This is a genomic window from Pseudomonas sp. NPDC087029 (genome assembly GCF_044745345.1).
GTDB lineage: Bacteria > Pseudomonadota > Gammaproteobacteria > Pseudomonadales > Pseudomonadaceae > Aquipseudomonas > Aquipseudomonas faucium.
Genome location: NZ_JBIVAB010000021.1, coordinates 67,757 through 87,129, shown reverse-complemented (window position 1 = coordinate 87,129; position 19,373 = coordinate 67,757). Strand labels below are relative to the sequence as shown.

The following is a 19,373-nucleotide window of genomic DNA, read 5'->3' as shown; positions in this document are numbered from 1 at the left end:
TCTCCCACGGTCTGTACTGCGGCTAACAGTCAGAATCGGCTTTGTCGTCCCACCACCCCTTCGAGTATCACCATACAAGCCGGCTTGCCGGCGATGGGCCGCAAAGCGGCCCTGACCTAGCGAGGCAACTCGATCCGCGAAGTCTCCCCAGGCACCACCGGCCAATCCCCCGCAGCCCACTTCACCCTGGCCCGCTCGATCAACTCCGGGTCACTGGCCACGAAGTTCCAGTTCATCCGCCGCGGCCCATCCAGTGCTGCGCCGCCGATCAGCACCAGCTGGCACTCGCCCTCGGCGTACAAGGCCACTTCTTCACCCTCTGGCAGCACCACCAGGCTGCACGCCTCGACTTCCTCGTCATCGAGCATCAGCTCACCATCGAGCACATACAGCGCGCGCTGCGCATGTTCGGCAGGCACCAGCAAGGTGGTCGCCGGTTGCATGTGCACATGCGCGTACAGGGTAGGGGAGAGCACCGGCACCGGCGATTCCAGGCAAAACCCGCTGCCGGCGATCATGCGGATGCGCACCCCCAGGCTATCGCTGACCGGCAGGCTCGCTGCCGGGTGATGGCTGTAGCTCGGCGTGCCCTGTTCGAGCTCGCGTGGCGAGGCCAGCCATACCTGCAGCCCATGCAGGCGCGAACCGTGGGCCAGGGCGTCGGCAGGCGTGCGCTCGACGTGGGCCACGCCGCTGCCTGCGGTCATCCAGCTCACATCGCCGGGCAGCACACGTTGCTCCGAGCCGAGGCTGTCCTTGTGCACGATGGCCCCTTCGAACAGGTAGGTCAGGGTCGATAGCCCGATATGCGGGTGCTGGCGGATATCCATGCCGTGCCCGGGCGCGTAATTGGTCTCGAGCATATGGTCGAAGAACACGAACGGGCCGACGCTGCGGCACTGGGCCGAGGGCAGCGGGCGCAGGATCGGTTGGCCCTCCACCGATTCGGCACGTGGGCGGATGACCAGGGGGCGGCTCATGGTGGGCTCCAGGCGGGCGGCAATTGCCCCCAAGCATAGCGGTTTGCCGGGCGCAGCTGAACCGTGGTGCGCGGTGGCGGGTCTATGCTGCTGTATTGGCCAAAGGAAGCTGCCCATGATCGCCAAAACACTGGCAGGCATGCTGTTGTTCGCAGGGCTGTGCCAGGCGGCGCAGGCGCGTGAGTACCGCTACAGTGACGCCCACCTGCACTACGTCGACTTTTTCCAGGAAAGCGAAGGCATGCCCGCGCTGCTCAAGGCCATGGATGAGGCGGGTGTCGAGCATTCGATGATCTCGGGCATCCCGGTGGCCAAGAAGTGGCACGAGGATGAACCCAAACGCCCGCGCTATTACGCCGGCGACGACGCCGATGCCTACTGGTACAGCGCCACCGACACCTATGTGGCGGCAGCCCTGCAGAAGCTGCCGGCTGAGCAGCGCAAACGCTTTCACCCGTTTCTCAGCGGCTTCAACCCGGTGGACAAGAACGCGGTCAGCCATATCGAGCGCATGCTCGATCTGCACCCCGGCCTGTGGCAGGGCATCGGCGAAGTCTTCACCCGCCACGACGACCTCACCGCACTGACCAGCGGCGATACCCCCCGGGCCAACAACGAGGCGATGACGCGCATCTATCACCTGGCTGCCGAGCGCGACATGCCGGTGCTGGTGCATTCCAACATCACCTCCAAGCGCGAGCGCAACCCGCTGTACCTGGCCGAGATCGAAGAGCCGCTGCGCAATCACCCGCACACCCGGTTCATCTGGGCGCATGCGGGCAGCAGCGTGGAGATTCATCGGCACCAGACGCACATGGACTTTTTGCTGCCGGTGTTGACGCGCCTGCTGGAGGATTACCCGAATTTGTATGTCGACTTGTCGTGGAGTGTGCTGGCGCCTTATCTGCTGGACGAGCAGGGCGTGCCGCGCAAGGCGTGGGTCGATCTGGTGGTGAAGTACCCCGAGCGGTTCATGCTGGGCTCGGATGTGGTGGGCAGGTTTGGCAGCCTGGGCGAGCAGATGCACGGCTTCGAGCCGTTTCTCGATGCCTTGCCCGAGGCGGTGGCGAACAAGGTGGCGCGGGATAATTTTCTGGCTGTCTTGCCCAGGCAGCGTTAGATGTTGCCTTTGCTGGCCTCATCGCTGGCAAGCCAGCTCCCACCTGTACCGCGCTGTGCTCAAGGCGCAGGCACAAAAGAAAACGCCCCGAACCAGTCGGGGCGTTTTCATTTACAGCGCCAGGGCCTTACTTGCCTTCCCAGCGCTTGAGCACCAGGGTGGCGTTGGTGCCGCCGAAGCCGAAGCTGTTGCTCATGACCGTATCGATCTTGGCGTTTTCTTCGGTCTTGCGCAGGATCGGCAGGTCGGCGACCTCCGGGTCCAGTTCGTCGATGTTGGCGGAGCCGGCGATGAAGTTGTTTTCCATCATCAGCAGGCAGTAGATCGCCTCGTGCACACCAGCGGCGCCCAGCGAGTGGCCGGACAGGCTCTTGGTCGAGCTGATCTTCGGTGCCTTGTCGCCGAACACGGCGCGCACGCCCTTCATTTCGGCAACGTCACCGACCGGGGTCGAGGTGCCGTGGGTGTTCAGGTAGTCGATCGGGGTGTCGACGGTGGACAGCGCCTGCTGCATGCAGCGGATGGCGCCTTCGCCGCTTGGGGCGACCATGTCGTAGCCGTCGGAGGTCGCGCCGTAGCCGACGATTTCGGCGTAGATCTTGGCGCCGCGGGCCAGGGCATGTTCCAGCTCCTCGACCACCACCATGCCGCCACCGCCAGCGATGACGAAGCCATCACGGTCGGCGTCGTAGGCGCGCGAGGCCAGTTCCGGGGTTTCGTTGCGCTTGGTCGACAGGGCGCCCATGGCATCGAACAGGAACGACTGGCTCCAGTGCTCTTCTTCACCGCCACCGGCGAAGACGATGTCCTGCTTGCCCCACTGGATCTGCTCCAGGGCGGTGCCGATGCAGTGCGCGGAAGTGGCGCAGGCCGAGGAGATCGAGTAGTTGATGCCCTTGATCTTGAACGGCGTGGCCAGGCACGCCGACACGGTGCTGCCCATGGTGCGGGTGACGCGGTACGGGCCGACGCGCTTGACGCCTTTCTCGCGCAGGGTGTCCAGCGCTTCCATCTGGTTCAGGGTCGAGGCGCCGCCGGAGCCAGCCACCAGGCCGGTACGCGGGTTGGAAACCTGCTCTTCGGTCAGGCCCGAGTCCTTGATCGCGTCCTGCATCGCCAGGTAGGCGTAGGCCGCGGCGTGGCCGACGAAGCGGTAGACCTTGCGGTCGATCAGTTCTTCGAGGTTGAGGTCGATGGAGCCGGAAACCTGGCTACGCAGCCCCTGTTCCTTGTATTCCGGGTTGTAACGGATACCCGGACGGCTGTTGCGCAGGTTTTCGGTGACGGTAGCTTTGTCATTGCCCAGGCACGAAACGATGCCCAGACCAGTGATAACGACGCGGCGCATGCGAATAACCCTTAGAAATTGTCAGTGGAGGTGAACACGCCGACCCGCAGGCCTTCGGCAGTGTAGATCTCGCGGCCGTCAACGCTGACCGAGCCATCGGCGATGGCCATGTTCAGCTTGCCCTTCAGGACGCGCTTGATGTGAATGTTGTAGGTAACGGTCTTGGCGGTAGGCAATACCTGGCCAAAGAACTTCACTTCGCCCGAACCCAGCGCACGGCCGCGGCCTGGCAGGCCCTGCCAGCCGAGGAAGAAGCCGACCAGCTGCCACATGGCATCGAGGCCCAGGCAGCCTGGCATTACCGGGTCGCCTTCGAAGTGGCAGGCGAAGAACCACAGGTCCGGGGTGATATCCAGCTCGGCGACCAATTCACCTTTGCCGTACTTGCCGCCTTCTTCGCTGATATGGGTGATGCGATCGACCATCAGCATGTTCGGCGCGGGCAGTTGCGCATTACCTGGGCCGAACAGCTCACCGCGACTGCAGCGCAGCAGGTCTTCCCGAGTAAAGGCGTGTTGTTTGGTCATGCGAGCTCCTCAATAACCCCCTGTGGCAGGGGATGAATCTTCCCGGCCAACCCGGCATCTCTCCGGGCGGCAGCCTACAGGTAGACTATTGCGTTGTGGTGAAAGTCACAGCGCACCTGGCGAAAGAAGTACAGGTGTGCACTGAAACGTCTATTTTCAGGGCCGGCGAAGGTCCTGTCCAGTCCTTAAGACTGCCGCACTTTAGCATTTATCGCCAGTCGCGGCTGTCCGGCCGGGTAACCAGCGTTGCAATATCCTTTGCAGGTCGGTGCGGCGGAACGGTTTGCTCAGGTAATCGTTCATGCCGGCGGCCATGCAGCGTTCGCGATCGCCCTGTAGCGCGTTGGCGGTCAGGGCGATGATCGGCAGCTGCGCGGTGCCAGGCAGCAGGCGGATGCGCCGGGTGGCCTCGTAGCCGTCCAGCTGGGGCAGGCGGCAATCCATCAGCACCGCGGAAAAACGTTGCTGGCTGACCTGCTCGACGGCCTGGAGGCCGTCGTGGGCCACGCTCACCTCCAGGCCCAGGCTGCGCAACATGGCCTCGATGACGCTTTGATTGACCGGATTGTCCTCCACCAGCAGGATGCGCTCGCCTGCGGCCATCGGCGCCGGCTCCAGGGTGCTGCCCGGCAACGCCGCAGGCGCGGGGCTGGCCAGGGCCAGGGGCATTTCCAGGGTGAAGGTCGAGCCCAGGCCCTCGCGGCTTTCGCCACGCAGCTTGCCGCCCATGCGCTCGGCCAGGGTGCGGGCGATCGACAGGCCCAGCCCGGTGCCGCCATAGCGGCGGGAAATCGAACTGTCGGCCTGCTGGAAGGCGACGAACATCATCTCCAGGCGCTCGCTGTCGATGCCGATGCCCGTGTCGCGCACGCTGCAGGTGAACCACAGTTGTTGGCGGTCGAGCACCTGCCAGCGCGCCTGCACCTGCACCTGGCCGCGCTCGGTGAACTTCAAGGCGTTGCCCACCAGGTTCAAGAGCACCTGGCGAATGCGCGTCGGGTCGCCGACCACCTGGACCTGCTCGTCGCCCTCCGGCAGTTGCAGGTGCAGCTCCAGCCCACGCTGCTGTGCGCTGTGCTGGAACGACTGCACGCTGCTGGCCACCAGCTCGCCCAGGTTGAAGTCGATGCGCTCAAGCTCCAGGGTAGTGCGCTCGATCCGCGAGAAGTCGAGGATGTCGTTGATCACCTTCAGCAGGTGCCCGGTGGATTCGCTGGCCACGGCCGTGTACTCGGCCTGCTCGCTGGTCAACTGGGTGGTTTCCAGCAGCTGCAGCATGCCCAGCACGCCATTCATGGGCGTGCGCAACTCGTGGCTCATCATCGCCAGGAATTCCGACTTGGCGCCGTTGGCCTGCTCGGCCTCCTCACGGGCCTGGATCAACTGCGCAATCGCCTGCTTCTGCTCGACGCTGGCCTGCTCCAGGGCGCTGGCCAGGTTGTTGATATGGCGCGCCAGATGGCCCAGTTCACTGTCATCGACCTCCGGCAGCGGTGCGTCGTATTCGCCTTGCTGGATGGCCTTGACCGCATGGCCCATGTCGCTGATCGGCTTGGCCAGGCTCAGCGCCAGGCGGCGCGCGAGCAGGAAGGTGAAAAGCAATGCGAACAGCGCCAGGATGCCGGCCTTGATGACGATTTCCTGCTGGCGCTGGCTGAAGGCGTCATCCGACATGCCGACGATCACCCGCCCTAGATAATCGTCGCCGATCGACGGCGGCGAGGCCTTGCCTTCCTGGAGGAAGTCGTTGTCCAGGCGAATCTGCTGCAGGCGGATCGGCGCCTGGAACACTTCTACCCGCTGCGCCCGGTTGCTGCTCTCGTCGGACTGCTCGACGTACACCAGGATATGGTTGCGGCTGTCCTGGACCTCGAGAAAGCGCACGTGGGGAATACTCAAGGTGGCGCGCATCAACCCTTCGAGCACTTCGTTGTTGCCGGAGATCACCCCGTACTCGGAGGCCGGCGCGAGCTGGTTGGCGATCAGCTGGCCGGTGTGGTTGAGCTCCTGGCGCAGGTCCTGGATGCGCACGAAGGTAAAGAAGCTGATCAGCAGCAGGGTCAGCAGCAGCGCCGGGCCCAGGCTGATGATCTGGGTGCGGGTGTGGATGTCCCAGCTCAGGCGTTTGCTCATGGGGTGGGTTCTCCTTCGGCCAGGGCCTTGGCAGTGGCCTTCGGATCGATCGCTTCAAGGCCCAGGGCACGTGCCACCTGCTGGTTGCCGCTGACTCCGAAACGGGCCGGGTACAGGCTGCGCGGCCAGCGCGCGGGCGGGTGGTCGAGCAATTGGTCGAGTACCGCCAGCCAGTCGTCCTGGTCGCTGTAGGTGCTGGCCAGGGCGCCGGCGCGGACAAAACCTGCGTTCGGGCCGATCAGCGCCATCTGCCGGCCATAGCTGCTGAGCAGCACGTTCTTTGCGGTCTTGGAGTTGTACAGGTCGGGGTCGTCCAGGCCCAGCAGCACGTCGCTGCTGCCCAGCAGGTGCTGCAGCGGCCGGCTGTCACGCTGGTCGGGCCAGTCCTGGGCGACGATTTCCAGGCCCAGCGGGCGCGCCGCCTGGCGCAGTTCATCGACCAGGAAGTGGCTGTGCTCGCCATACAGCACGCCGATGCGCTGGGCCTGCGGCAGCAGGTAGCGGGCCAGGCGCAACTGCCGAGCCAGCGGCGGGTCACTCCACAGCAGGGTCAGGTAGCCGGGGCGCGACTTTCCCAGGCGCTGTTCGGCCTGCACCCGGCTGATGCGCATGGCCAGGGCCGGCGGCCCGGCGTTTTCCGCCAGGCGCCAGTCCAGCGCAGCGCTGTCGAGCAGCACCAGGCGCGTGTCGGCCTTCAGCTGGCTTGGGCGCGGCAGTTCGGCGACGGTCTGGAACCGCACCTGGTCATGGCTGCGACGGCTTTCCAGGGCCGTGGCAAAGCTGCGGATGCCGGGCTGATCCTCGCCACCGACCACCAGGATCTCGCTGGCGCACAGCGAGCCCAGGGGCCAGAGACAGAACAGCAGCAGGCGCAGCAGACGGGCCATCAGAACTCCAGCTCCGCGCTCACGCTCAGGCGGTGGCGGCTGTCGTAGCGGTTCTGCACCAGGGTGGTCGGTTCATCGTCCAGGCGCTGCTGCCACAGCGCGGCCAGCTCCAGGTTGCTGCCCTGGATGCGAAAGCGCTTGGCCACGCGCAGGTCGAGGCGCTCGTAGCGGTACTGGTTGAGCGCATCGTCGCCATAGTAGAACAGCGCGCTCGACCAGCCCTGGCCCCATTCGCGCAGCCAGCCGGCCGAGCCGCTGTTGCGGGCGGTGTTGGCGCTGTCGGCGGGGTTGCTGGCCCAGGCGTCGACATAGGCATAGGTCAGGCGCAGGCGGTCGCGGCGGGTGGCGCGCAAATCGAACTGCGCTTCGCTGCCACTGAAGCGGGCCTTGTTGGCATTGCTGGCGATGTACTGGTTGTTGCGCAAAGGCTCGCTGATCATTCCGGTGATCTCGTCGTAGAACAGCTTCACATCCATGTTCAGGTCGATGTCGCTGAACTGGCCGTTGTAGCCCAGTTCGCGCGAGCGCATGCGCTCCTGCTCGAGGTCGCCCGGGCCGCGGGTCTTGACGAAGTATTCGCCGTGCTGCTGGCCGAAGGCGTTGGGGGTCAGGTTCTTGACCGTGTAGCTCCAGTTGACGTTGTTCTCGAACATGTCGGGCGAGCGCACCGCCTCGGAATACACCGCGCGCAAGCCGTGGCGCGGGGTGATCAGGTAGTTCACCGCCATGCGCGGGGTCAGCGAGCTGCCGGACAGCTTCGAGTCTTCGAACATCGCACCGCCCTGCAGGATCCAGTGCTCGTCGGCGCGCCACTCGAGCTGGCCGAACAGGCGCCAGGTCTGGTCGTCGAGGCTGCCGTCGAAGTAGGTCTGCGAGTCGGCGCGGTCGTAGCGGTAGTTCATGCCGCTGAGCAGGCGCAGGCTGTCGGTGAGGCTCAGGGTGTCCTGGATTTCCAGGTCGTAGCGGGTTTCCCGGGTGCTCTGGTCGACATCGCCGCAAACCACGTTGCTGCCGCCCTGGTTGTTCCACTGGTTCTTGATCGCATCGACCAGCGCCTGCTCTTCGGGGTTGCTGCTGCTGGGCGGGTTGTTGGCGCCGCGTGCAACCAGCTCGGCGAAATTCGGGTTCAGCTGCCACAGCCGGGTCAGCTCCGGGCTGAACGACAGCGCCGCGTCGCAGGCGCGCCAGACCTGCTGGCGGTCGAAATGCTGCGCCGAGCCCTGCACATAGAGGCTGTGCTCGGGGTTGAAGTCGATGTTCCAGCGCACGGAGCCGGCGTAATCCTTGGCATTGACGTCGGCGTTGTCGCCGCTCTCGGTGACGAAGGGGAACACCGGCTGGTAGGTGTAGGGCCGCTGGTTGCTGCCTTCCTTGGCCGCCAGCTGCCATTCCAGGGTCTGGTTCGGCGCCAGGGTATGGCTGACGCTGAGGTTGAAGCGGTTCGCCCGGCGGCTGTCGCGGTAGTTCTGGCCGAACTGGTTTTCATCGAAGCCGTCGTCCTTCTGGCCCGACACCGAAAGGCGCAGGTCGCCGCCGTCCCAGCCCAGGCCGTGGCTGAGGTAGTAGTCGTCGATGCCGTCCTGGCCGCGGGTCAGCTTCATGCGCGTGCCGTGGCTGTCGGCCGGGTTGCGGGTGAGGATGTTGACCACCGCCATCAGCGCGTTGGCGCCGTAGCTGACGGTGTTGGGGCCGCGGAACACCTCGATGCGCTCGATATCCTCCAGCGCCACCGGGATGTCGCTCCAGTCCACCGTGGCCAGGCCCGCGCGGTACACCGAGCGGCCATCGATCAACACCTGCATGCGCCGCGCTTCGTTGACGTTGGTGCCGTGATAGTTGACGGTCGGCTGGTTGCCGGCGCCATAGCCGATCATCATGCCCGGTACCAGGCGCAGCAGCTCCGGGATGTCGCGGGCACCGCTGGCACGGATCAGTTCGCTGTCGAGCACGGTCATGCTGCCGGGCACCGCTGCCGGGGATTGTTTGAGCCGCGTGGCGGTCAGAACCTGCGGCAGGTCGGTGTTGTCGATGAACAGATCGTCGGCCATGGCCGGGCCGCCGAGCAAGGCGGTGAGCAGCAGCAGGCGAGGGTAGGGAGGCGTGCCAGGAAACACGATACGGCCTTGTATCAGGGTTGAAACACGCATGTTAACTGACCGGTGCGGTTTTGCCAGTGATCTACCGCATGGCCACTGGCTCTGGCGCAGGCGCGCCGTATAATGGCGGGGTCGCCACTTAACTTATGGCTTTAACGGATTGAATATGACTGAACAGCAACCTGTTGCAGTTCTGGGAGGCGGCAGCTTCGGCACCGCCGTGGCGAACCTGCTGGCCGAGAACGGTGTGCCGGTGCGCCAATGGATGCGCGACCCCGAGCAGGCCGAGGCGATGCGCGTCAACCGCGAGAACCCGCGCTACCTCAAGGGTATCCGCCTGCACGATGGTGTCGAGCCGGTCAACGACCTGCTGGCGACCTTGCAGGCCAGCGACCTGGTTTTCGTTGCCCTGCCATCGAGCGCCCTGCGCAGCGTGCTGGCCCCGCATGCCGAGCTTTTGCGGGGCAAATGCCTGGTCAGCCTGACCAAGGGCATCGAGGCGCAGAGCTTCAAGCTGATGAGCCAGATCCTCGAGGAGATCGCGCCCCAGGCCCGAATCGGTGTGCTGTCGGGCCCGAACCTGGCGCGCGAGATCGCCGAGCACGCGCTGACCGCCACCGTGGTCGCCAGTGAAGACGAAGCACTGTGCCAGCGCGTGCAGGCCGTGCTGCACGGGCGCACCTTCCGCGTCTACGCCAGTGCCGACCGCTTCGGCGTCGAGCTGGGCGGCGCGTTGAAGAACGTCTACGCGATCATCGCCGGCATGGCCGTGGCCCTGGATATGGGCGAGAACACCAAGAGCATGCTGATCACCCGTGCGCTGGCCGAAATGACCCGCTTTGCCGTGAGCCAGGGTGCCAACCCGATGACGTTCCTCGGCCTGGCCGGGGTCGGCGACCTGATCGTCACCTGCTCCTCGCCCAAGAGCCGCAACTACCAGGTCGGCCACGCGCTGGGCCAGGGCCTGAGCCTGGAAGAGGCGGTCAACCGCCTGGGCGAGGTGGCCGAGGGGGTCAACACCCTCAAGGTGCTCAAGGCCAAGGCCGAGCAAGTGCAGGTGTACATGCCGCTGGTGGCAGGCCTGCACGCCATCCTCTTCGAAGGCCGCACGCTCAACCAGGTCATCGAGCGCCTGATGCGTGCCGAGCCCAAGACCGACGTCGACTTCATTTCCACCAGCGGTTTCAACTGAGCCGCCGACACTGAGCAAGGAGCAAGACATGAACGATACCCCCGAGCGCGCCCAGCGCGAGTCGATCATCCTGCGCGTGCTATGGATGCTGGTGTTCCTGGTGGTCTGGCAACTGGCCGAGCTGCTGCTGGGCGGCCTGGTGCTGGTGCAGCTGGTCTACCGGCTGGTCTACGGCGCGCCCAGCGCCAGCCTGATGAACTTTGGCGACAGCCTCAGCCAGTACCTGGCGCAGATCGGCCGCTTCGGCACCTTCCACACCGACAACAAGCCTTGGCCGTTCGCCGACTGGCCGGCGCCGCGTGCCCCCGAAGGCGAAACCCCGCATGCCGTGGCCCCGGCGCCACACCCGGCGCGCGACGAGGAGCCCAAGCTGTGAAGCTGTGGGTTCTGCGCCACGGTGAAGCGGAGCCGCGGGCCAACACCGACGCCGAGCGGCGGCTCACCGCCCATGGCCGCGAGCAGGTGCTGCACAGCGCCGCGCGGCTGCTCGGGCAACCGCTGCAGGCGATCATCGCCAGCCCCTACGTGCGCGCCCAGCAGACCGCAGCGCTGGTGCACGACACCCTGGGCTTCGCCGAACCGGTGCGCACCGTGCCCTGGCTGACCCCCGAAAGCAGCGTGCAGCAGGCCATCGGCGAGATCGAACGGCTGGGCCTGGAGCATGTTTTGCTGGTCAGCCACCAACCGCTGGTCGGGACGTTGGTGGGCATGCTCGAGCATGGCCACGGCCAGCAACCGGCCGCCATGAGCACTGCAAGCCTTGCAGAGCTTGAGGGAGACTGGCCGTTGGCAGGCCTGATGACCCTGCGGGCGATCAGTTCGCCTCACTGATCGACGGCAACTGGCATTTTTGTCAGTTGCCGGGGCATTGGATCCATTGCTAGCGTTGCACCCGGATCGATCAGTGGCTGAACCTGCCAGGGAGTGTTGTATGAGTGGTCTGATGGCAGAACTGATACGTTCGCTGGACCTGCAGCCCACGCTGGAAAAACTCAACGAAGGCGAGGTACTGGACTATGCCCAGTACAGCCTGTTGCGCGAATCGGCCGACGCCAAGCTGTATCACCTGCTGGGCAAGGTGCGCAGCGCAGGGCCCGAACAGGCCAGCAACCTGCAAGGGGAGGAAGAACTGCGCAAGCTCCAGGACGCCTGCCTGCGAGTTTCCCACCTGCTGCAGGCCAGTTGCCTGGCGCTGCGGCGCCTGCAACTCGACTACCAGGACCAGCGCCTGGCCCGCGAGGCGCTGGAAGGGCAACTGGCCTACATGCAGGCCTGCCTGCAGCGCTCGTTGGCCAGTTTCGACAACAACCCCTGACCTGAACACCCTTGGCGATGACCTTTCCGGACGTTGCCGTGCGGCGGCAGGATGCCGACAATAGGCCATCATTCCTCGGTCCGGACCAGGCGCCATGTCGCAGCAGATCTTCTTCGCCCATGCCAACGGTTTTCCCTCGGCCACCTACGGCAAGCTGTTCGCTGCCCTGGCGCCGGACTACCAGGTCAGCCACCTGGCCCAGCACGCCCACGACCCGCGCTTCCCGGTCAACGAAAACTGGCAGAACCTGGTGGATGAACTGCTGCACCACCTGGCCAGCCAGGAGGCCCCGGTGTGGGGCGTGGGCCATTCCCTGGGCGGCGTGCTGCACCTGCATGCGGCCTTGCGTTGCCCGCAGTACTACCGCGGCGTGGTGATGCTGGATTCGCCGGTGCTGACCCGCGCCGACCAGTGGCTGCTGCGCACCGCCAAGCGCTTTGGCTTCATCGACCGCATCACCCCGGCAGGGCGCACCCTGGGCCGGCGCGAGGCCTTCAGCGACCGCGACAGCGCGCGGGACTACTTCGCCAGCAAAAGCCTGTTCCGCCATTTCGACCCCGAATGCCTCGAAGCCTATCTGCAACATGGCCTGGAGGAGGGCGAGCAGGGCCTGCGCCTGCGCTTCGACCCGGCCACCGAAATCAGCATCTACCGCAGCATCCCCCACGCCAGCCCAGCCCCCGCGCGGCAACTGCAGGTGCCGCTGGCGATGGTGCGCGGCGATCGCAGCAATGTGATCCGCCACCATCACACCCTGGCCGTGCGCGGCATGCCCAGGGGCGAATACCACAGTGTGCCCGGCGGCCACATGTTCCCGCTGGAGCGCCCGACCGATACCGCCAGCCTGATCAAGGGCCTGTTCGACCGCTGGAGCCAGGCATGAGCGCGCAGGTCGAGGAAGTGCGCCTGAGCCTGGGCCATATCGAACTGGCCGCGCACCTGTTCGGCCCGCAGGACGGCCTGCCGGTGATCGCCCTGCATGGCTGGCTGGACAATGCCAACAGCTTCGCCCGCCTGGCGCCGCAACTCAAAGGCCTGCGCATCGTCGCCCTGGACCTTGCCGGGCACGGTTACTCCGAACACCGCCCGCCAGGCGCAGGCTACGCCCTGGCCGACTATGCCCACGACGTGCTGCGGGTGGCCGAACAGCTGGGCTGGCAGCGCTTTGCCCTGCTGGGGCATTCGCTGGGGGCGATCATCTCGCTGCAACTGGCCAGTGCCTTGCCTGATCGGGTCAGCCACCTGGCGCTGATCGACGGCGTCATCCCGCCCACCGGCGCCGAACAGGACGCCGGCGAGCGCTTGGGGATGGCCCTGCAGGCTCAGCTGCGCCTGGATGGCAAGCGCAAGTCGGTGTACCCGAGCCTGGAGCAGGGCGTGCAGGCGCGCATGAAGGGCATGGTCGCCGTCAGCCGCGAGGCCGCCGAGCTGCTGGCCCAGCGCGGGCTGATGCCCGTGCCCGGCGGATACAGCTGGCGCAGCGACAGCCGCCTGACCTTGCCCTCGCCGGTGCGCCTGAGCCAGGCCCAGGCGATGGCCCATGTGCGCCGCGTCGCGTGCCCGGCCTGCCTGGTGGTGGCCGCCGACGGCATGCTGGCGCGCCACACCGAACTGCTGGAGCAGCTACCCTTCGAGCAAGTGGTGTTGCCCGGCGGGCATCACCTGCACCTGAACGACGAACAGGGCGCGGCCCTTGTCGCAGACTGTTTCAATCGCTTCTTTGGCTTTGCTTGACTTGCACCGGACAAGTGTCGAGGCTTGGCGGGTTGAACAGGGAGACAACCATGTACATGCCAGACATCCATCAACTTTTCACCGGCGCCGCGTGCGGCATGGGTGGCCGATGAGCATTCGAGTTCTCGTTGCCGGCTGCCTGGGGCTCGCCAGCCCGTTGTTGTGGGCCGGCAGCCTGCCAGTGCCGGTGGATGCCAAGGTGGTCGACCAGCGCCCGGCCGTGGAGCAGGAGCGCATCTACCCGATGGGCCCGCTGCGCAAGATCAGCGGCCGCCTGCGCGTCGACGACAAGGTCGAGAGCCGCGGCCAGGTCAGCTCGGTGACCTACGAGCTGCCGGTCGAGCGTACCGCGCGCGAAGCCTTCACCAGTGCCCGCGAGGAACTGCAGCACGACGGCGGCTACCCGCTGTTCTGGTGCCAGGGCCGCGACTGCGGTGAAGCCAGCCTGTGGGCCAACGATGTGTTCGGCAACGCACGCCTCAATGGCGGCGACGAGCAGCAGGCATTCATCCTCCTGCGCCGCTCCGCCGAAGAGGCCGACACCCTGGTTGCGCTGTACAGCGTCACCCGCGGCAACCGCCGCGCCTACCTGCACGTGGAAGAGTTCGTGGCCGGCAGCCCGCTCGGCGACCTGCTGCCCACGGCCGCCACCGTGCTGCGCGAAATGCGCGACACCGGCAAGCTCGACTACCCTGACCTGAGCGCGCCACAGCCGGCCTGGGTCGGCTTGCTCAGCCGCAGCCTGAACCTTGACAGCACCCTGCGTGCCAGCCTCAGCGGCGAACAGGCCGAAAGCTGGCGCGAGCAACTGGTCAAGGCCGGGGTGCGCAGCAACCGCCTCGAAGTCGGCAGCGCCCCTACCGATGGCCTGCACCTGGAACTGATCCGTTGAACGAGTGCCACCATGGCCAACCATGACCGCCTGTTGGTCCAGATCGTATTGCTGGCTTTGCTTGGCGCCGCGTTGTGGGTGATGGCGCCTTTCATTTCAGCCTTGTTGTGGGGCGCCATCCTGGCCTTTGCCAGCTGGCCATTGATGCGCCTGCTGACGCGGGTGCTCGGCGGGCGCGAAACCCTGGCCGCGAGCCTGCTGACCAGCGCCTGGATCCTGATCGTGGCGTTGCCGCTGGTGTGGCTGGGGTTCAACCTGGCCGACCACATCCGCGATGCGACGGCCTTCGTGCGTGACGTGCAGGTCGGTGGCCTGCCCGAGGCGCCGGACTGGCTGGGCAGCGTGCCGCTGGTGGGTGAGCGCCTGGTCCGCTGGTGGCAATCGATGGACCAGCAAGGCGCCGCGCTGATGGCTTCGGTCAAGCCGTACCTGGGCCAGGTGGGCAACTGGCTGCTGGCGCGCAGTGCGCAGATCGGCAGCGGGATGCTGGAATTGTCCCTGAGCCTGGTGTTCGTGTTCTTCTTCTACCGTGACGGCCCGCGCCTGGCGGCGTTCGTGCTGCGCCTGCTGCAGCGGCTGGCGGGCGATCGCGCCGAGTATTACCTGGAGTTGGTGGCAGGTACCGTGCAGCGGGTGGTCAACGGCGTGATCGGCACCGCTGCGGCCCAGGCGCTGCTGGCGCTGATCGGCTTCGTGATCGCCGGTGTGCCCGGCGCCATCGTGCTGGGCCTGGTGACGTTCATGCTGAGCCTGATCCCCATGGGGCCGCCGCTGGCCTGGATCCCCGCGACCGCTTGGCTGGTGTGGAAGGGGGAGTACGGGATGGCCGTGTTCCTCGGTATCTGGGGCACCTTCGTCATCAGTGGCGTGGACAACGTACTCAAGCCTTACCTGATCAGCCGCGGCGGCAATTTGCCGTTGGTGATCGTGCTGCTCGGTGTGTTCGGTGGCCTGATTGCCTTTGGCTTCATTGGCTTGTTCATCGGGCCGACCTTGCTGGCAGTGGGCTACAGCCTGCTGCTGGACTGGAGCCGCAACGCGGGGCAGCAGACGCCGCAGCGCTAGCCTGCACCGTCCTCATCGCCGGCAAGCCGGCTCCCACAGGCCCTGAGCCGAACCTTGTGGGAGCCGGCTTGCCGGCGATAAGGCCGGTAAAACCACCGCAAAACCCAAATCTTTACGCTTTCTTTATTCCCACCCCCACCCCTCGCTCTCGCCCCTTTACGCCCCTCCCTCGGACAATTTCCCCAAAGCGGCCCAAGCCGCACCACGGGGAGTTCCACTCATGTACATGCTCGACGGGCTGTCACTGTTTCTTGCAGTGGCATTGGCGGTTTACCTGCTGGTGGCGCTGCTGCGCGCCGATCGCAGCTAGGGAGTGGCCATGCACAGTTACGACTTCGCTTTGCTGCTGGCGTTTTTCGCCATCGTGCTGCTGCCAGCACCTTGGCTGGGGCGCTTCTACTACAAGGTCATGGAGGGCCAACGCACCTGGCTGACGCCGCTGCTGGGCCCCGTCGAACGCGGCTGCTACCGCCTTGCCGGGGTCGAGGCTGAACAAGAGCAGAACTGGAAGCAGTACGCCCTGGCGCTGCTGGCCTTCAACCTGGCCGGCTTCCTGCTGCTGTTCGCAGTCCTGCTGTTGCAAGGCTACCTGCCGCTCAACCCGCAGCACCTGCCGGGCCAGGAATGGTCGCTGGCCTTCAACACCGCAGTGAGCTTCATCACCAACACCAACTGGCAGGCCTACAGCGGCGAGGCTTCGGTCAGCTACCTGAGCCAGATGCTGGGCCTGACCGTGCAGAACTTCGTCAGTGCCGCCACCGGCCTGGCCGTGCTGGTCGCCCTGTGCCGCGGCATCGCCCGCCGTTCAACCTCCAGCCTGGGCAACTTCTGGGCCGACATGACCCGCGCCACCCTCTACGGCCTGCTGCCGCTGTGCCTGGTGCTGGCGCTGCTGCTGGTGTGGCAGGGCGTGCCGCAAACCTTCGCCGACTACGCCCACGCCGTGACCCTGCAAGGCGCCGACCAGAGCATCCCGCTCGGCCCGGCCGCCAGCCAGATCGCCATCAAGCAACTGGGCACCAACGGCGGCGGCTTCTTCGGCGTCAACTCGGCGCACCCGTTCGAGAACCCCACGGCCTGGAGCAACTTGTTCGAGGTGGCCTCGATCATCCTGATCCCGGTGGCGCTGGTGTTCACCTTCGGCCACTACGTCAAGGACCTGCGCCAGAGCCGCGCGATCCTCGCCTGCATGCTCAGCTTGTTCCTGATTGGCGGCGGCACGGCGCTGTGGTCGGAGTACCAGCCCAACCCGGCGCTGCAGAGCGCCCAGATCGAACAGGCGCCGCCCCTGGAAGGCAAGGAGAGCCGCTTCGGCACCACCGCCTCGGTGCTCTGGACGGTGACCACCACGGCCGCCTCCAACGGCTCGGTCAACGCCATGCACGACAGCCTCAACCCGCTCACCGGGATGGTGGCGATGGTCAACATGATGGTCGGCGAGGTGATCTTCGGCGGCGTCGGCGCGGGGCTGTACGGCATGCTGCTGTTCGTGCTGATCGCCGTGTTCCTGGCAGGCCTGATGATTGGCCGCACGCCGGAATACCTGGGCAAGAAACTGCAGGCGCGGGAGGTGCAGTTGTTGGTGGCGACCTTGCTGGTGATGCCGGTGGGCGTGCTGGTGCTCGGCGCCATCGCCGCCAGCCTGCCGGGCCCGGCCGGGGCGGTGAGCAACCCGGGCCCGCATGGTTTCAGCCAGCTGTTGTACGCCTATACATCGGCCACCGCCAACAACGGCTCGGCATTCGCAGGCTTTGGTGCCAACACGGTGTTCCACAACCTGATGATCGGCCTGGCCATGCTCATCGGCCGCTTCGGCTACATCCTGCCGATCCTGGCCCTGGCCGGCAGCCTGGCGGCGAAGAAAAGCGCGCCCCAGGGGCTGAACAGTTTCCCCACCCACGGCCCGCTGTTCACCGGCCTGCTGCTGGTGACCATCCTGCTGGTCGGTGGCCTGACCTTCCTGCCGACCCTGGCCCTTGGGCCGATCGCCGAACACCTGAGCCTGGGTTTCTGAGGAGCTGACCATGAACATGCCCATTCCTGAAGTGAACGCCGCGCACAGCGCCAAGGACCAGACCCGCTTCGCCGCGCTCTGGCGCCCGGCGCTGGTGCAGGCCTTCGTCAAGCTCGACCCGCGCCAGCTCAAGCGCTCGCCGGTGATGCTGGTGGTGGCCCTGACGGCCGTGTTGACCACCCTGCTGTGCTTCGCCCCCGGCAGTGGCGTGAGCACCGCGGTTGCCGTGCAGATCGCCCTGTGGCTGTGGTTCACCGTGCTGTTCGCCAACTTCGCCGAAGCCCTCGCCGAAGGCCGCGGCAAGGCCCGCGCCGACAGCCTCAAGGCCGGCAGCCAGGGCCTTACCGCGCAACGCCGACGCAGTGACGGCACGTTCGAAACGGTGGCCGCCGGCCAACTGCGCAAGGACGACGTGGTGCGGGTGGTGTCGGGCGAGATGATCCCCGCCGACGGCGAAGTGCTCGAAGGCATCGCGGCGGTCAACGAGGCCGCCATCACCGGCGAGTCGGCGCCGGTGATCCGCGAATCCGGCGGTGACCGCTCGGCCGTGACCGGCAACACCCGCCTGGTCTCCGACTGGCTGTTGATTCGTGTCACCAGCAACCCCGGCGAGTCGACCCTGGACCGCATGATCGCCCTGGTCGAAGGGGCCAAGCGGCAGAAGACCCCCAACGAGATCGCCCTGGATATCCTGCTGATCGGCCTGACCCTGATCTTCCTCATCGTGGTGGTGACCCTGCAGCCGTTCGCCCACTTCGCCGGTGGCAGCCTGCCGCTGATCTTCCTCGCCGCGCTGCTGGTGACGCTGATCCCGACCACCATCGGTGGCCTGCTCTCGGCCATCGGCATCGCCGGCATGGACCGCCTGGTGCGCCTGAACGTGATCGCCCGTTCCGGGCGCGCCGTCGAGGCGGCCGGCGATGTGCATACGCTGATGCTCGACAAGACCGGCACCATCACCTTCGGCAACCGCCGTTGCAGCGCGCTGCATGCCGCCACCGGGGTCACCGCCAAGGAGCTGGGCGAGGGCGCCTTGCTCGCGTCGCTGGCCGATGACACCGCCGAAGGCAAGTCGATCGTCGAGTACCTGCGCCAGTTGCACGACTTCGTCGAGCCCGCCGCCGAGCAGTTTGACGCCATTGCCTTCAGCGCCGAGACGCGCCTGTCGGGCATCGACTTCCAGCAGCACCATTACCGCAAAGGGGCGGTCGATGCGGTGCTGGCCTTCGTCGGCATGCAACGTTTGGAAATGCCCGCCGCCCTGGCCCGCGAAGTGGAGCGCATCGCCCAGAGCGGGGGCACGCCGCTGCTGGTGTGCGTCGACAAGCGCCTGCTCGGCGTGATCCACCTCAAGGACGTGGTCAAGCCCGGCATCCGCGAGCGCTTCGCCGAACTGCGCAAGCTGGGCATCCGCACCGTGATGGTGACCGGCGACAACCCGCTGACCGCCGCGGCCATCGCCGCCGAAGCCGGCGTGGATGACGTGCTCGCCGAAGCCACCCCGGAGAAGAAGCTGGCGCGCATTCGCCAGGAGCAGAACGACGGCCGCCTGGTGGCCATGTGCGGCGACGGCGCCAACGACGCCCCGGCGCTGGCCCAGGCCGATGTCGGCATGGCCATGAACGACGGCACCCAGGCCGCGCGTGAGGCGGCCAACATGGTCGACCTGGACAGCGACCCGACCAAGCTTTTGGACGTGGTGCAGGTCGGCAAGGAGCTGCTGGTGACCCGCGGCGCGCTGACCACTTTCTCCATCGCCAACGACGTGGCCAAGTACTTCGCCATCCTGCCGGCGCTGTTCGCCGCCATCTACCCGCAGCTGGGCGTGCTCAACCTGATGCACCTGGCCAGCCCGCAGAGCGCGATCCTCTCGGCGATCGTGTTCAACGCGCTGATCATCATCGTGCTGATCCCCCTGGCCCTGCGTGGCGTGCGCGTGCAAGCGGCGAGCGCGGCGCACCTGCTGCGGCGCAACCTGCTGATCTACGGGCTGGGCGGCATCGTCGTGCCGTTCGCCGGGATCAAGCTGATCGACCTGCTGCTCAATGCCCTGCACCTGGTCTGAGGAGG

Annotated in this window: 18 protein-coding genes; 12 read left to right on the top strand and 6 right to left on the bottom strand. The window is 66.3% G+C overall.

All coding sequences use genetic code 11. The features are described 5' to 3' along the window. Nucleotides 1–116 precede the first annotated feature (116 nt). Nucleotides 117–980: a pirin family protein gene (locus tag ACIPG5_RS23800; RefSeq protein WP_401378532.1), complete on the bottom strand. Its 864-nt coding sequence runs from the start codon at nucleotides 978–980 to the stop codon at nucleotides 117–119. Nucleotides 981–1,095: 115 nt separating this feature from the next. Here ACIPG5_RS23800 and ACIPG5_RS23795 point away from each other — a divergent pair, with 115 nt between their 5' ends. Next, on the top strand, nucleotides 1,096–2,100 hold the full coding sequence (locus ACIPG5_RS23795) for an amidohydrolase family protein (RefSeq protein ID WP_401378531.1): 1,005 nt from the start codon (nucleotides 1,096–1,098) through the stop codon (nucleotides 2,098–2,100). A 127-nt stretch (nucleotides 2,101–2,227) separates the two neighbouring features. On the opposite strand, the gene fabB is transcribed toward ACIPG5_RS23795, so the two are convergent. The 5 genes from fabB to ACIPG5_RS23770 form a co-directional block, all read right to left on the bottom strand. After that, nucleotides 2,228–3,448 carry a beta-ketoacyl-ACP synthase I gene (fabB, locus tag ACIPG5_RS23790; RefSeq protein WP_176516582.1) on the bottom strand — a complete coding sequence of 407 codons (1,221 nt, stop codon included), beginning with the start codon at nucleotides 3,446–3,448 and terminating at the stop codon, nucleotides 2,228–2,230. Between the two features lie 11 nt (nucleotides 3,449–3,459). After that, entirely contained in the window at nucleotides 3,460–3,975 is a 516-nt protein-coding gene (fabA, locus tag ACIPG5_RS23785) for a 3-hydroxyacyl-[acyl-carrier-protein] dehydratase FabA (RefSeq protein WP_054899906.1), read from the bottom strand. A 201-nt stretch (nucleotides 3,976–4,176) separates the two neighbouring features. Further along, complete coding sequence (locus tag ACIPG5_RS23780) at nucleotides 4,177–6,108, bottom strand: ATP-binding protein (protein ID WP_176516581.1); 1,932 nt, start codon at nucleotides 6,106–6,108, stop codon at nucleotides 4,177–4,179. Continuing rightward, nucleotides 6,105–6,995 (bottom strand): ABC transporter substrate-binding protein, encoded by an 891-nt coding sequence (locus tag ACIPG5_RS23775; protein ID WP_176516579.1) that lies wholly within the window; start codon nucleotides 6,993–6,995, stop codon nucleotides 6,105–6,107. Before ACIPG5_RS23775 ends, ACIPG5_RS23780 begins: the two co-directional genes overlap by 4 nt. Further along, the gene (locus tag ACIPG5_RS23770) at nucleotides 6,995–9,142 is read right to left on the bottom strand and encodes a TonB-dependent receptor plug domain-containing protein (RefSeq protein ID WP_401378528.1); all 2,148 of its coding nucleotides are present in this window, start codon (nucleotides 9,140–9,142) and stop codon (nucleotides 6,995–6,997) included. Before ACIPG5_RS23770 ends, ACIPG5_RS23775 begins: the two co-directional genes overlap by 1 nt. 115 nt (nucleotides 9,143–9,257) lie before the next feature. Here ACIPG5_RS23770 and ACIPG5_RS23765 point away from each other — a divergent pair, with 115 nt between their 5' ends. The 11 genes from ACIPG5_RS23765 to kdpB all read left to right on the top strand — a co-directional run bounded on the left by ACIPG5_RS23765 (nucleotide 9,258) and on the right by kdpB (nucleotide 19,368). Then, on the top strand, nucleotides 9,258–10,283 hold the full coding sequence (locus tag ACIPG5_RS23765; protein WP_401378526.1) for an NAD(P)H-dependent glycerol-3-phosphate dehydrogenase: 1,026 nt from the start codon (nucleotides 9,258–9,260) through the stop codon (nucleotides 10,281–10,283). A gap of 28 nt (nucleotides 10,284–10,311) precedes the next feature. After that, a complete protein-coding gene (locus ACIPG5_RS23760) occupies nucleotides 10,312–10,659 on the top strand; it encodes a DUF4389 domain-containing protein (RefSeq protein WP_314615289.1) in 348 nt (115 codons plus the stop codon). Further along, the gene (gene sixA / locus ACIPG5_RS23755; RefSeq protein ID WP_176516571.1) at nucleotides 10,656–11,114 is read left to right on the top strand and encodes a phosphohistidine phosphatase SixA; all 459 of its coding nucleotides are present in this window, start codon (nucleotides 10,656–10,658) and stop codon (nucleotides 11,112–11,114) included. Before ACIPG5_RS23760 ends, sixA begins: the two co-directional genes overlap by 4 nt. Before the next feature lie 112 nt (nucleotides 11,115–11,226). Beyond that, the gene (locus ACIPG5_RS23750) at nucleotides 11,227–11,598 is read left to right on the top strand and encodes a hypothetical protein (protein WP_176516569.1); all 372 of its coding nucleotides are present in this window, start codon (nucleotides 11,227–11,229) and stop codon (nucleotides 11,596–11,598) included. Between the two features lie 94 nt (nucleotides 11,599–11,692). Continuing rightward, nucleotides 11,693–12,481: an alpha/beta fold hydrolase gene (locus ACIPG5_RS23745; protein ID WP_176516567.1), complete on the top strand. Its 789-nt coding sequence runs from the start codon at nucleotides 11,693–11,695 to the stop codon at nucleotides 12,479–12,481. Beyond that, nucleotides 12,478–13,332 carry an alpha/beta hydrolase gene (locus ACIPG5_RS23740; protein WP_176516566.1) on the top strand — a complete coding sequence of 285 codons (855 nt, stop codon included), beginning with the start codon at nucleotides 12,478–12,480 and terminating at the stop codon, nucleotides 13,330–13,332. The genes ACIPG5_RS23745 and ACIPG5_RS23740 overlap by 4 nt, the downstream gene beginning before the upstream one ends. Nucleotides 13,333–13,441: 109 nt before the next feature. After that, nucleotides 13,442–14,224 carry a DUF4892 domain-containing protein gene (locus ACIPG5_RS23735; RefSeq protein ID WP_176516564.1) on the top strand — a complete coding sequence of 261 codons (783 nt, stop codon included), beginning with the start codon at nucleotides 13,442–13,444 and terminating at the stop codon, nucleotides 14,222–14,224. Between the two features lie 12 nt (nucleotides 14,225–14,236). After that, complete coding sequence (locus ACIPG5_RS23730; protein WP_176516562.1) at nucleotides 14,237–15,289, top strand: AI-2E family transporter; 1,053 nt, start codon at nucleotides 14,237–14,239, stop codon at nucleotides 15,287–15,289. A 220-nt stretch (nucleotides 15,290–15,509) separates the two neighbouring features. Continuing rightward, nucleotides 15,510–15,599 (top strand): K(+)-transporting ATPase subunit F, encoded by a 90-nt coding sequence (gene kdpF / locus ACIPG5_RS23725; protein WP_176518325.1) that lies wholly within the window; start codon nucleotides 15,510–15,512, stop codon nucleotides 15,597–15,599. A 9-nt stretch (nucleotides 15,600–15,608) separates the two neighbouring features. Further along, a complete protein-coding gene (gene kdpA / locus ACIPG5_RS23720) occupies nucleotides 15,609–17,303 on the top strand; it encodes a potassium-transporting ATPase subunit KdpA (protein ID WP_236193865.1) in 1,695 nt (564 codons plus the stop codon). A 10-nt stretch (nucleotides 17,304–17,313) separates the two neighbouring features. Then, nucleotides 17,314–19,368: a potassium-transporting ATPase subunit KdpB gene (kdpB, locus tag ACIPG5_RS23715; RefSeq protein WP_401378523.1), complete on the top strand. Its 2,055-nt coding sequence runs from the start codon at nucleotides 17,314–17,316 to the stop codon at nucleotides 19,366–19,368. Nucleotides 19,369–19,373: the final 5 nt, after the last annotated feature.

Coding starts and splice junctions, on each gene's coding strand:
- ACIPG5_RS23800 (WP_401378532.1), bottom strand. CDS start 980: ATGAGCCGCCCCCTGGTCATCCGCCCACGTGCCGAATCGGTGGAGGGC.
- ACIPG5_RS23795 (WP_401378531.1), top strand. CDS start 1,096: ATGATCGCCAAAACACTGGCAGGCATGCTGTTGTTCGCAGGGCTGTGC.
- fabB (WP_176516582.1), bottom strand. CDS start 3,448: ATGCGCCGCGTCGTTATCACTGGTCTGGGCATCGTTTCGTGCCTGGGC.
- fabA (WP_054899906.1), bottom strand. CDS start 3,975: ATGACCAAACAACACGCCTTTACTCGGGAAGACCTGCTGCGCTGCAGT.
- ACIPG5_RS23780 (WP_176516581.1), bottom strand. CDS start 6,108: ATGAGCAAACGCCTGAGCTGGGACATCCACACCCGCACCCAGATCATC.
- ACIPG5_RS23775 (WP_176516579.1), bottom strand. CDS start 6,995: ATGGCCCGTCTGCTGCGCCTGCTGCTGTTCTGTCTCTGGCCCCTGGGC.
- ACIPG5_RS23770 (WP_401378528.1), bottom strand. CDS start 9,142: ATGCGTGTTTCAACCCTGATACAAGGCCGTATCGTGTTTCCTGGCACG.
- ACIPG5_RS23765 (WP_401378526.1), top strand. CDS start 9,258: ATGACTGAACAGCAACCTGTTGCAGTTCTGGGAGGCGGCAGCTTCGGC.
- ACIPG5_RS23760 (WP_314615289.1), top strand. CDS start 10,312: ATGAACGATACCCCCGAGCGCGCCCAGCGCGAGTCGATCATCCTGCGC.
- ACIPG5_RS23750 (WP_176516569.1), top strand. CDS start 11,227: ATGGCAGAACTGATACGTTCGCTGGACCTGCAGCCCACGCTGGAAAAA.
- ACIPG5_RS23745 (WP_176516567.1), top strand. CDS start 11,693: ATGTCGCAGCAGATCTTCTTCGCCCATGCCAACGGTTTTCCCTCGGCC.
- ACIPG5_RS23740 (WP_176516566.1), top strand. CDS start 12,478: ATGAGCGCGCAGGTCGAGGAAGTGCGCCTGAGCCTGGGCCATATCGAA.
- ACIPG5_RS23735 (WP_176516564.1), top strand. CDS start 13,442: ATGAGCATTCGAGTTCTCGTTGCCGGCTGCCTGGGGCTCGCCAGCCCG.
- ACIPG5_RS23730 (WP_176516562.1), top strand. CDS start 14,237: ATGGCCAACCATGACCGCCTGTTGGTCCAGATCGTATTGCTGGCTTTG.
- kdpF (WP_176518325.1), top strand. CDS start 15,510: ATGTACATGCTCGACGGGCTGTCACTGTTTCTTGCAGTGGCATTGGCG.
- kdpA (WP_236193865.1), top strand. CDS start 15,609: ATGCACAGTTACGACTTCGCTTTGCTGCTGGCGTTTTTCGCCATCGTG.
- kdpB (WP_401378523.1), top strand. CDS start 17,314: ATGAACATGCCCATTCCTGAAGTGAACGCCGCGCACAGCGCCAAGGAC.